Genomic DNA, 11,839 nt, shown 5'->3' on the forward strand with positions numbered 1-11,839 from the left:
CGTGACCTCGACCTTGGCAAGGTCGCGCTCTACCAACTGAGCTAGTGCCGCATTATTATTTAATTTTCTGCTTTATTCAACACCTTGCGATGTTATGCATTAAATTAATTAATTTTGGTTTTCTTTATCTTAGGGGCTGTGCCCTCTCAACACGGACGCATTCTACAGAGATTATTAAACGCGTCAACACAAAAAATACCACTTTTGAACTGTTTGATTAATTTTTATCTAAAACGGTGCGTTATTAGACGTTTACAATCAATTTTTGGTCAATTCACTCCACGCTGCCGTTAAATATTGCACCATTGAACTTAGCGTTAAAAAGGTGGCTATGTACAGTAAAGCGAAACTTAAATAGACCATCCACGTATCAAACTGCCAAATTAAGCCAATAATCGCCAGCATTTGTGCTGCTGTTTTGATTTTTCCCATGTTTGATACTGCAACGTTCCCACGTTTGCCTTGTTCGGCCATCCATTCTCGTAATGCAGATATCACGATTTCACGGCTAATAATAATGAGCGCCGGTATTGTCATATACATAGACTGATAATGATCTGAGAGCGCAACCAGAGCTGCGCACACCATGACCTTATCGGCTACGGGGTCTAAAAACGCACCAAATGGCGTAGATTGCTCTAACTTTCGTGCTAAATAGCCATCGAGTATGTCGGTGATTGATGCCAGCCAAAAAATAAAAGCGGCAGCAAAAAACGCCCAGCTAAAAGGCAAATAAAATATCACCAAAAAAATGGGGATAAGAAAAAGTCTAAAGGTTGTAAGTGTGTTTGGAATATTCCACATAACTACTTGGATATGTCTTTTTTTCTATATTCGCATGAAGGGCTAACCCTTGTCATGCAAATGGTTAAATATCTTCTCAGCCATGTCAGGACTGATCCCAGGTACTTTCTTTAATTGTTCTATATTAGCAGCTTTTACGCCTTGCATGCCCCCTAAATATTTCAATAACGTTTGGCGGCGCTTTGAACCCACTCCGTTAATTTCTTCTAACAATGATTGTGTTCGCTGTTTTTGGCGCTTATTACGATGCCCTGCAATGGCAAATCGGTGAGACTCATCACGAATATGTTGTATTAAATGAAGTGCTGGCGCATCCGCATCCATAGGAATTGTTTTACGCCCGCCATCTATTAGTAAAGTTTCTAGACCTGGTTTTCTGCTCGTGCCTTTTGCAACACCTACCAGCAGCGGCATTTTCGCATGTGGCCACGTAGTAAAGTACTGCTCTGCACGACCTAGCTGTCCTTTACCACCATCAATAAATATAACGTCAGGAATTTTGTTTTCATCAACCACTTTGTTATAACGTTTGTTTAGTGCAAATTCCATAGCTGCATAATCATCACCGCCAGTAATTCCCGTAACGTTATAGCGCCTGTATTCTTTGGTATTAGGCCCTTGTGAATCAAATACCACACAGCTTGCTACAGTGTTCTCTCCCATAGTATGACTAATATCAAAACATTCCATTCTATTAATGTCATCTAGGCGCAGCGTTGCTTTTAATTGTGCATAACGTTTATTTATAGAGTCTTGCGTACTTTGTTTAACGGTAATGCTGTTGAGAGCATTTTTATTAGCAAGTTGAAGGTATTGTGCTCGCTCACCACGGGTAACTACTTTCAACGTAACTTTACGTTCACTAATTTGTGTAAGAGCTTCACCCAGTGCACTCGCTTCTTCAATCTCGAAAGGTAAAATAATTTCTTTGGAAATGCGCCCTGTCGCACCTGGCGCTAAATAATATTGCCCTAAAAACGAAGTGAGAATTTCTTCTTGTCCTGAATCTTTAGGTACTTTTGGAAAATAAGTTTTACTACCGAGCACTTTATGCTCACGGATCATTAATAAATGAATGCCATTTAAGCCATTTAAATGAGCAAAGCCAATCACATCCATCTCAGCAAAATTACCTGAAATAGATTGTTGCTCCTGCATTTTGCGCAGCAGCATAATTTGATCACGCACTTTAGCAGCAAGCTCAAAATTGAGATCTTTACTTGCTGTTTCCATTTTTTTTATTAAATCGGCAATGACTTCGTGCGACTTACCGGTTAAAAATTTTCGCACATAGTCAACCTGCTCAGCATACTCTTGCTCTGTCACTTTATTTACACACGGTGCCGAGCAGCGCTTTAATTGATACTGTAAACACGGGCGACTTCTTGCACGGTAATAGGCGTCTTCGCACTGACGAACAGGAAATATTTTTTGCATTAAACGCAAACTTTCTGACACTGCGCCGGAGCTTGGAAAAGGCCCAAAGTACTCGCCTTTTACTTTGCGGCTCCCTCTGTGAAAAGCTAAACGTGGATGTTTATGGCTCGTAAGTAAAATATAGGGGTATGACTTATCATCACGTAATAAAATGTTGTAACGCGGCTGATATTTTTTTATAAGATTATTTTCAAGTAGCAGCGCTTCGGTTTCGGTGTTTGTTAACGTAACTTCAATATCACAAATATTACTTACTAACACACGAGTTTTACTGTCAGTTAGGTTAGATCTAAAGTAGCTACTAACGCGTTTTTTTAAGTTTTTGGCCTTACCAACATAAATAACTTGTTGTTCGCTATCTAGCATACGGTATACACCCGGTTCACTTGATAGCGTTTTTAAAAATTGGCCGTGATCGAATTCAGACATAAATTGCGAATTAATGCGAAACGTCTATATCAATCATTTTATGGCGAATAGCCAGATGAGTAAGCTCTACGTCGCCCCCTACGTTTAATTTTTCAAACATACGGTAACGGTAACTGTTTACCGTTTTTGAGCTTAAGTTTAAGCGATCAGCAATATCTTGTGCTTTTTCACCTTTGGTGATCATTAGCATAATTTGCAGTTCGCGCTCAGATAAGCTTTGAAAAGGATTTTCATCTGTGCGCCCAGTAACTTGGGCAAGCGCAATTTGTTGTGCAATTTCTGGAGCTATATAACGTTGCCCAGCATGGACAGAGCGTATTGCACGTACCATTTCATCAGAGCCGGCGCCTTTGGTTAAAAAGCCATGTGCGCCAATTTGCATCACTTTAGAGGGGAATGGGTCTTCGCAATTAACTGTAAGCACAATAATTTTTACATCTGGGCAGTAGCGGCAAATCTTTTTAGTTGCTTCTAAGCCACCCATGCCTGGCATGTTCATGTCCATTAATACAATATTAGGTGTGTACTGGCGACAAAACTGTACCGCAGCCTCTCCATCTTTAGCCTCGCCTACCACTTTAAAACCACGTACGTCATCCAATATACGTTTTATACCAGTTCGTACCAGTTCATGGTCATCAACTAAAAGCACATTAATCAATGTAATACCCTCATTAACCTAACATTACGCGACAAACAATTTAATTTTCCACATTACCACAGTTAAAGCGAAACAATAACTAATATTATTGCTTCGCTTTTGATGTTCTCACCTTTTAGCATTATTTAGCCAACACTATAAAAGGTGTATTGCGTGTTATGACGTTACTTTTTCACTAAAACGATCTACCCATAACGCAATAATACCATCACCGGTTACATTACACGCAGTACCAAAGCTATCTTGCGCAAGGTAAAGGGCTATCATTAATGCAACTGCGCCTTCGTTAAAGCCAAGCATACTGGTTAATAAACCCAGTGCCGACATTACTGCACCACCTGGCGCACCAGGTGCTGCAATCATTACTACCCCTAACATCATAATAAACGGCAGCATCCCCATTAAAGAAGGTACTTCCATGCTTGGCGATAAAAACATAACCGCCATTGCACAGGTAACAATGGTAATTGTAGAGCCCGATAAATGAATGGTTGCACACAAGGGTACAGTAAAGTTTGCAACATCATCTTTAACATTGTTTGCTTTACTTGATTGCAAAGAAACGGGGATAGTTGCTGCGCTTGACATTGTACCTAGTGCGGTAAAGTATGCAGGCAGCATATTTTTAACTAGCTCTAGTGGATTACGTTTAAGTAATAAACCCGAAGAAACATACAGTACGCTTAACCAAAGCCAATGCATCACAAGCGCTGCAATAAGTACAACGCCAAAGGTTTGCAGTGTATCTACCACGGTGCCTGCTACCGTCATCTCCGCAAAAACACCCGCAATGTAAAATGGTAATGCCGGAATAATAACTTTAGATAATAATGCATCGATAACATCTCGGCCTTGATCAGAGACTTTTTTCAGTGTTTCTAGTTCAAGTTGGCTCATACCAATACCAAAAACAAACGCGGTCACAAGCGCTGTCATAACACCCATTAACGGCGGGATCTCTAAATCTATAAAACTGCCAATTTCTGTCGCCACTTCGGCTTCAAATGTAATATTGCCACTCAATAATGGAATGACCGCACTAACCAATAAAAATGCAAGCGTGCCCGCAATAACTGTTGAGCTATAAGCAAAGCCCACTGTTTTTCCTAATAAATGGCCAGACCCTTTAGGTAAACCTGCTATACCCGATGCAATAAAAAATAAGATAATGAGTGGGATAGTGAAAGAAATTAGTTGCCCAATGAGCTCTTTAACAGTAAATAAAAGCTCAACACCTGTGAGAGGCACATAAAGCCCGACTAAAATACCGGCCATAATACCGGCAATTAATTTTAAGATTAACTTCATTGTGATTGCTTGATTGAATATAGATAGTGTGTTTTTAACATGTTTTAGACCCATTGTGTGATAAAAGTATTCAACTTGCATTCATGTGAGCAAATAACACACAAATGCTTTCGTTCCCCAGCCCATATAGCATACTTTTTGAGCAAGATGTTTCTGTGAGTCTTTAAATTTAAAAATCAGCCCTCATCTTTAATAACTAAAGCAGCATTAATGGCTCATTTTTATTTCGGCTAGTTATAAGCCCAATAGATATATGTTATAGCCAAACTTTACTTTAGTTTTTTTAAACTCGAAGTAAAGTGTATTTATATAGTTAATAGCAAAGGCTATTAACACATTGATCAGATTGTATCCAAAGGAACATTATGTCTACTATTTTTGAAGATAACTCACTAAGCATTGGTAATACACCACTGGTAAAACTTAATCGTGTAACAGACGGAAACGTTTTCGCTAAAGTAGAATCGCGTAACCCGAGCTTTAGTATTAAATGTCGTATTGGTGCATCAATGATCTGGGAAGCTGAAAAATCAGGTCAGCTTGTTGAAGGTAAAGAGCTCATTGAGCCTACATCAGGAAATACGGGTATTGCCCTTGCTTTTGTTGCTGCTGCGCGAGGCTATAAACTCACTCTAACAATGCCTAATACAATGAGTTTAGAGCGCCGTAAGCTGTTAAAAGCGCTTGGTGCAAACTTGGTACTTACCGACGGCGCTAAGGGTATGAATGGCGCGATTGAAAAAGCCAAAGAAATCCAAGCAACCGATCCAGAAAAATACATTTTATTACAACAGTTTGAAAACCCAGCAAACCCTAAAATTCATTTTGAAACAACAGGTCCAGAAATTTTTGATGCCCTTGATGGCAACATTGACTTTTTTGTAGCCGGTGTTGGTACTGGTGGTACAATTACAGGCGTTAGCCGCTACCTTAAAAACGAAAAAGGGTTAGACGTTAAGTCAATTGCCGTTGAGCCAACTAATTCTCCTGTAATTAGCCAAACACTTGCTGGCGAAGAAGTAAAACCTGGCCCACATAAAATCCAAGGTATTGGCGCAGGCTTTATTCCTGGCAACCTTGATTTAAGTGTGATTGATGGTGCAGAGCAAGTATCTAACGAAGATGCGATTGCAATGGCCCATGAGTTAATGAAAAAAGAAGGTATTTTAGTAGGTATTTCATCAGGTGCTGCGGTTGTTGCCGCTAAACGCCTTGCTGAAAAGCCAGAAAATGCCGACAAAAATATTGTAGTAATTTTACCAAGCGCCACAGAGCGTTACCTGTCTAGTCCAATGTTCGCAGACGAGTTTAGCGAGCAGGAACTTGTACAATAAACTTCTCTCCTTGAGACGCTAAAAAGGATGCCTATGGCATCCTTTTTTATTATTTATGGTGTAATTTTATATTTATTCTAAAGCGTCGCTTTACATCTTGTTTAATTAATCACACACTTTAAAAAAATTAATTAAAAACATTCAACATGAAAAAAATAACAGCTTATTTAGGTTTTATTGTATGCTTATTTTTAGCCGCCTGTGGCGATAACGTGCAAACCCTTGGCGACTCACCGGGCGATACAGCCACCGCTTACTTTGATGCACTGTATAACCAAAAAGATTTACAAAAAGCCAGCACTATGGCCACACCTAACCTCAGCCGAATTATGAAATCCTATGGCACCGCTAAGCAATTTGCCCGAAACTTAGTAAACCTGCAATACGATGAGGTTGTCATTGAAGTCGATATGACCAATATGAGTGTGCGTGAACAATATGGTGATAACGCTAAAATAAACCTTATTTTTACGGGTTATTTTAATGGCGATAAAGTCGATGATATGCGCAGCGTTAAAATGCTTCGTAAAAAAGGCAAATGGTATATCGATAAAATAGTGGCAGACCCTTACGCACGCTAACTACTAACAAAAAAGGCCTTACTAGCGTAAGGCCTTTTTTCGTTTAGCACTAATCTTAAGCGTTATAATTCACCGGGTTGAAAGTTATCAACGGCAATAGCTTGTTTTCTGAGATTATTAGTATGATGCATTGCATCTGCATCTGCTTGCTTCAACAAATTATGTTCAAGCGCGTAGTTTATCGCTCCTTCAATATCAAGCGTTGTAGGCACCTTGCCCTTGCGTTGCCATTGTTTTAAATCTTTGAATTGCCCGTGCATATCGTGCATCGCTAAAAACGCGTTTTCCATTACACCTGTGCCGGCGTTTTCATCTATGTAACACAAATGCGTTAAACGATTTCTAAACACACCTGGTTGCGTCATATGCTCACAAATACTCTGCGCTGTTTCATCACTTGGCTTGTGATAGTGATTGCCAAGCGGAAACACAATACGCTTAAGTAAAAAGTTAACAACAGGATTTGAAAAGTTTTTGAAAAAACCATCAAACGCTTGGCCAATTTCATACAATGAGTTTTCTATAGCGTATTTAACAAACGGTAAGTCGGCTTGTTGGCGCCCTTCGTCTTCAAAGCGCTTTAACACTGTAGACGCTAAATACAAATGACTTAGTACATCACCCAAGCGGGCCGAAATCATTTCTTTTCGTTTAAGCTCACCGCCCAACACCAACATGGCAACATCGGTGGTGAAGGCAAGGCCACGGCTCATTCGACTTAATTGTTTATAATACACCGCGGTTTCACCACACACGGGCGCTTTTGCTAAACAGCTTCTTGTAAGGCCATGTACAAAAGCCATGCCCGCATTAGTTGCAGCAAACAAAATGTGCTTCATTAATAAATTGTCAAATTGATCAAGTGCTGCGTCGTCATCGTCCATTGTCGCAGCTTCCATTTCTTTTAACACAAACGGATGACAACGGGTGGCCCCTTGGCCAAATATCATTAAGTTGCGGGTTAAAATATTTGCGCCTTCTACGGTAATCGATACTGGAATTCCCATATAACCATGGGCTAAATAGTTATTAGGCCCTACTTGAATCCCCTTACCAGAATGAATATCCATTGCATCGTTCATTACCGTGCGCCCCATTTCGGTCATGTGGTATTTTGCAATAGCGGTAACAACCGATGGGCTTAGTTTTAAATCGATTGCACCGGCGGTCATTAAACGTGCCGACTCAAGCGTATACGTTAACCCACCAATGCGCGCTAGTGCTTCTTGTACACCTTCAAATTGGCCAATTGATACACCAAACTGTTGGCGCACAACAGAATAAGCCGAGGTCATCTTAGAGGCTAAATGCCCTGTTGCCGTGCTCAGTGCAGGCAGTGAAATCCCCCGCCCTGCGCTTAAACATTCAACCAACATGCGCCAGCCTCGTCCAGCCCCCTGCTGACCACCTATAATCCAATCAAGCGGTATAAATACATCCTTACCGTAAGTCGTACCATTCATAAATGCCATATTTAGTGGGTAATGGCGCTCGCCGGTTTCTACCCCGTCGTGATCGGTTGGAATAAGTGCACAGGTAATGCCAAGCTCTTTTTCATCACCCAGTAGTCCATCAGGATCATACATTTTAAAAGCAAGGCCAAGTACGGTTGCCACCGGTGCCAGCGTAATATAGCGCTTTGACCAATTTAAACGTAGGCCTATTACTTCTTCGCCATTATGTTGGCCTTTACACACTACGCCCGAATCAGGAATACTGCCTGCATCAGAGCCTGCTTCGGGGCCAGTAAGTGCAAAACACGGCACATCTTTACCGTTAGCAAGTGTTGGTAACCAGCGCTCTTGTTGTTCTTTTGTACCGTAATGTAGTAATAGTTCGCCTGGGCCTAAGCTGTTAGGCACCATAACCGTCACAGCCGCAGTTAAGCTTTTTGTGGCAATTTTTGACACTATGGTTGAATTAGCAATGGCAGAGAACTCTCTCCCACCAAATTTTTCAGGAATGATCAGCGCAAAAAAGCCTTCTGTTTTTAAGTAATCCCAGACTTCTTTTGGCAGGTCTTTGTCTTTTTGTACAATTTGGTAATCATCAAGCATCGCCAGTAGTGTGTTAACTTGATTATCCATAAAATCATTTTCTTTATCACTCAGCTCAGGTCTGGGAAAATTATGTAGCTTTTGCCAATCTGGGTTACCACTAAATAGCTCACCATCCCACCATACATCACCGGCCTCCATTGCCTCTCGTTCTGTTTGGGAGAGCGGCGGAAGTACCTTTTTAAACACTTTGAACGTAGGGCGGCTGATCAGGTTGAGGCGAATATCTTTAACTGCAAAAATAACCACCACCACGACCAGCAATATTATAAATACTGACATGAGCACATTCCTTTAACATTGAATGAAAATAGTAACTTAATTATGACCCATCTTAGTTAAAAAACAATCATTGCGCGAAGTAACACACGTCTTAACGTATTAATTTTATTGTTGTAAACATCGCTGCTATTATCTGCCACTTAATAACAAAAATTTAGGAATAACATGAACACACCACGCTTTAAACTCAGTATGGGCGCTTTATTAGTCGCAAGTACATTAGCGCTGAGCGCCTGCGAAGCCGAAATAGCCATAGACACTAACGACGCAGCACAAACAGAAACACCTCTTACAAAACAAGATGCCAATACGTTTATTGCCAAAGCCGAGCAAGAGCTTAGCAAGCTTTACCTAGAATCGAGCCGCGCTGAGTGGATTTATGCAAACTTTATAACACACGACACCTCGGCACTTGCTGCTGAAGTAAATCGTAAAATGACCGAGTCGGTTGTACGTTTAGCTAATCAAGCTGCACAATTTGACGATTTAGAACTCGATTACGATGCACGCCGAAAGCTCAATAAACTTAAACTCGCGCTTACCTTGCCAGCCCCACAGGATAAAGATAAAACAGCTCAGCTTTCAACTATTGTGGCAGAGCTAGGTGGTTTATACGGTAAAGGTAAGTACTGTAAAGACGATGGCAACTGTTTAAGCCTTGGCGACATGACCGCAAAAATGGCCACCAGCCGCGATTACAACGAGCTACTTGATTTATGGCAAGGGTGGCGTCAAATTTCAAAACCAATGCGCCCACTTTACGAGCAACAAGTAACCCTTACTAATGAAGGCGCTAAAGAGCTAGGTTATGCTGATACCGGCGCAATGTGGCGCAGTAAATACGATATGCCCGCCGATGACTTTACAACCGAACTTGACCGCATTTGGGGGCAAGTAAAACCACTATATAACTCCCTACACTGCCATGTACGCGCTAAATTAGGTGAAAAATACGGCACCGACAAAGTAGTTCAAGATGAACCTATTCCTGCACACTTATTAGGAAACATGTGGGCCCAAGCATGGGGTAACATTTACGATGTGGTCGCACCAGAAAACGCTGATCCGGGTTACGATGTGACCGAGCTATTAGCTAAAAATAATTACGATGAGCTTAAAATGGTAAAAGGCGCCGAAGCCTTTTTTACCTCAATGGGGTTTGAGCCATTACCAGAGACCTTTTACGAGCGCTCGTTATTTGTAAAACCTAAAGACAGAGACGTGCAATGTCATGCCTCTGCATGGAATATAGATAGCAAAGACGATTTACGCATTAAAATGTGTATTCAGCGCACAGGCGAAGAGTTCTCTGTTATACACCATGAGTTAGGCCACAATTTTTATCAGCGCGCTTACAACAAACAGCCGCTGTTTTATCAAGAAAGTGCCAACGATGGTTTTCACGAAGCCATTGGCGACACCATTGCCCTTTCGGTTACACCGGATTACTTAAAGGAAATTGGTTTACTAGAGCAAGTGCCTGATGAATCAAAAGACATTGGCCTACTAATGAAAATGGCGCTAGATAAAGTGGCTTTTGTACCCTTTAGCTTAATGGTTGATCAATGGCGTTGGCAGGTATTTTCGGGCCAAGTAAAGCCACAGGATTATAATAAAGCATGGTGGGAGCTACGTGAAAAATACCAAGGTGTGCAAGCGCCTATCGCACGTAGCGAAGACGACTTTGATCCAGGTGCTAAATACCACGTACCGGGCAACACCCCTTATACACGTTACTTTTTAGCGCATATTTTACAATTTGAATTTCACCGTAGCTTGTGTGAAATAGCCGGTAACGATAAAGCGATTCATCGCTGCTCTATTTATAATTCAAAAGAAGCAGGCGAAAAACTCAACGCAATGCTAGAAATGGGCTCTTCTCGCCCATGGCAAGAAGCACTAGAAAGTATTACAGGCAAGCCGCAAATGGATGCAACCGCTATGCTTGATTACTTTGCCCCACTGCAACGCTATTTAGATGAGCAAAACAAAGGCCGTAATTGCGGCTGGTGATATAATTAAGCTTAAAATTAAAAACAACAAAGCCCGCTCAATTGAGCGGGCTTTTTATGTTGTTAATTAAGTATCAGGCTTAATTAAAACTGAAAACGCATGTTTGCAAAATATGCATCGTTATCAGAGTCATCTGCATTGTTCTCGTAACCTACTTTTAGACCAATGTTTTTATTGATGAAGTGCTGAGCACCAAAGCTGTAAGTATCTTGCTTGTTGTAGTTAGCAAATACCGAGGTTGCTTTTGAGAAGTAGTAGTTAGTCTCAGCTACCCACTGGTTCTCTGCATCTTCAATGCTTTCGTATTTACCTTCAAACGTTAAAAAGTTACCTTGCTGTAAGTCAATAAAGTACTTAGCTGCAACGGCGCGGTAATCAAAATCGTCATCAGATGTAAGTGTTACACCTACGTAGTCTGTGCTGTTTAGCATGTGGTTGTATGCTAAATCAAACAAAGCAAAGTCATCGCCGTCTTTGTTTTCAACAAGTGTTACTTTTGCAAGTAAGTCTGGGTTAAAAAAGTAACCACCGGTTAATTTGTAAAGCTCACCGTTAGAGCCTGAATCTGGATCGTAGTTTTCGTATGAAGCACCCACTAAAAATTCATTAATGAAGTACTCACCACCAACATTAGTAACATCACCAAAGTCGTTATCAGCGTAGCCACCGTATACGTTAGTTTGCTTATTGATGTATTCAAACTGATCGTACGGGCCTAATGTTTTTTTAGGAGAAAGATAGTAAATAGAGTCTACAGCAGCAGTGTCGTTGTTATCGCTATCTTTGTAGCTTAAGTTACTGATTGAGTTATAGCTGTCTGCAGCAGCCGCAGTGCTAGATAATAAAATGCTTGAAATAATAACTGCTAATTTTTTCATTGTAAGACTTCCCTTTGTACATTGCTTTTTATGCTTTAGCTCATTGACTAAAGTG

Annotated in this window: 9 protein-coding genes; 3 read left to right on the top strand and 6 right to left on the bottom strand. The window is 40.9% G+C overall.

The genetic code is table 11. From position 1 onward, the window contains the following. Positions 1 to 258: 258 nt before the first annotated feature. The 4 genes from pgsA to AABI99_RS16340 form a co-directional block, all read right to left on the bottom strand. Complete coding sequence (gene pgsA, locus AABI99_RS16325) at positions 259 to 804, bottom strand: CDP-diacylglycerol--glycerol-3-phosphate 3-phosphatidyltransferase (protein ID WP_338367142.1); 546 nt, start codon at positions 802 to 804, stop codon at positions 259 to 261. A 42-nt stretch (positions 805 to 846) separates the two neighbouring features. Further along, positions 847 to 2,670, bottom strand: a complete 1,824-nt coding sequence (uvrC, locus tag AABI99_RS16330) for an excinuclease ABC subunit UvrC (RefSeq protein ID WP_338367143.1) — start codon at positions 2,668 to 2,670, stop codon at positions 847 to 849. Positions 2,671 to 2,680: 10 nt separating this feature from the next. Beyond that, on the bottom strand, positions 2,681 to 3,331 hold the full coding sequence (uvrY, locus tag AABI99_RS16335) for a UvrY/SirA/GacA family response regulator transcription factor (RefSeq protein WP_338367144.1): 651 nt from the start codon (positions 3,329 to 3,331) through the stop codon (positions 2,681 to 2,683). Between the two features lie 156 nt (positions 3,332 to 3,487). Next, positions 3,488 to 4,639: a dicarboxylate/amino acid:cation symporter gene (locus AABI99_RS16340; RefSeq protein ID WP_338367145.1), complete on the bottom strand. Its 1,152-nt coding sequence runs from the start codon at positions 4,637 to 4,639 to the stop codon at positions 3,488 to 3,490. Between the two features lie 365 nt (positions 4,640 to 5,004). Between AABI99_RS16340 and cysK the strand changes: the two genes are divergently transcribed. Together cysK and AABI99_RS16350 are read left to right on the top strand one after the other, a co-directional pair. Continuing rightward, on the top strand, positions 5,005 to 5,973 hold the full coding sequence (gene cysK / locus AABI99_RS16345) for a cysteine synthase A (protein WP_338367146.1): 969 nt from the start codon (positions 5,005 to 5,007) through the stop codon (positions 5,971 to 5,973). Positions 5,974 to 6,119: 146 nt separating this feature from the next. Next, positions 6,120 to 6,554 carry a hypothetical protein gene (locus AABI99_RS16350; protein WP_338367147.1) on the top strand — a complete coding sequence of 145 codons (435 nt, stop codon included), beginning with the start codon at positions 6,120 to 6,122 and terminating at the stop codon, positions 6,552 to 6,554. A 62-nt stretch (positions 6,555 to 6,616) separates the two neighbouring features. Here AABI99_RS16350 and AABI99_RS16355 read toward each other — a convergent pair whose 3' ends face one another. Beyond that, positions 6,617 to 8,893 (bottom strand): acyl-CoA dehydrogenase, encoded by a 2,277-nt coding sequence (locus AABI99_RS16355; protein ID WP_338367148.1) that lies wholly within the window; start codon positions 8,891 to 8,893, stop codon positions 6,617 to 6,619. 165 nt (positions 8,894 to 9,058) lie between these two features. Here AABI99_RS16355 and AABI99_RS16360 point away from each other — a divergent pair, with 165 nt between their 5' ends. After that, positions 9,059 to 10,906 (top strand): M2 family metallopeptidase, encoded by a 1,848-nt coding sequence (locus tag AABI99_RS16360; RefSeq protein WP_338367149.1) that lies wholly within the window; start codon positions 9,059 to 9,061, stop codon positions 10,904 to 10,906. Positions 10,907 to 10,989: 83 nt separating this feature from the next. On the opposite strand, the gene AABI99_RS16365 is transcribed toward AABI99_RS16360, so the two are convergent. Then, positions 10,990 to 11,784, bottom strand: a complete 795-nt coding sequence (locus AABI99_RS16365) for a putative porin (protein WP_338367150.1) — start codon at positions 11,782 to 11,784, stop codon at positions 10,990 to 10,992. Positions 11,785 to 11,839 lie beyond the last annotated feature (55 nt).

The sequence above is a fragment of the uncultured Pseudoalteromonas sp. genome (assembly GCF_963922945.1).
Classification (GTDB): Bacteria; Pseudomonadota; Gammaproteobacteria; order Enterobacterales; family Alteromonadaceae; genus Pseudoalteromonas.

Bases quoted from the DNA above. Each gene is read 5' to 3' on its own strand.
- AABI99_RS16340 (WP_338367145.1), bottom strand. From the start codon at position 4,639: ATGAAGTTAATCTTAAAATTAATTGCCGGTATTATGGCCGGTATTTTA.
- AABI99_RS16360 (WP_338367149.1), top strand. From the start codon at position 9,059: ATGAACACACCACGCTTTAAACTCAGTATGGGCGCTTTATTAGTCGCA.
- pgsA (WP_338367142.1), bottom strand. From the start codon at position 804: ATGTGGAATATTCCAAACACACTTACAACCTTTAGACTTTTTCTTATC.
- AABI99_RS16355 (WP_338367148.1), bottom strand. From the start codon at position 8,893: ATGTCAGTATTTATAATATTGCTGGTCGTGGTGGTGGTTATTTTTGCA.
- AABI99_RS16350 (WP_338367147.1), top strand. From the start codon at position 6,120: ATGAAAAAAATAACAGCTTATTTAGGTTTTATTGTATGCTTATTTTTA.
- cysK (WP_338367146.1), top strand. From the start codon at position 5,005: ATGTCTACTATTTTTGAAGATAACTCACTAAGCATTGGTAATACACCA.
- uvrC (WP_338367143.1), bottom strand. From the start codon at position 2,670: ATGTCTGAATTCGATCACGGCCAATTTTTAAAAACGCTATCAAGTGAA.
- AABI99_RS16365 (WP_338367150.1), bottom strand. From the start codon at position 11,784: ATGAAAAAATTAGCAGTTATTATTTCAAGCATTTTATTATCTAGCACT.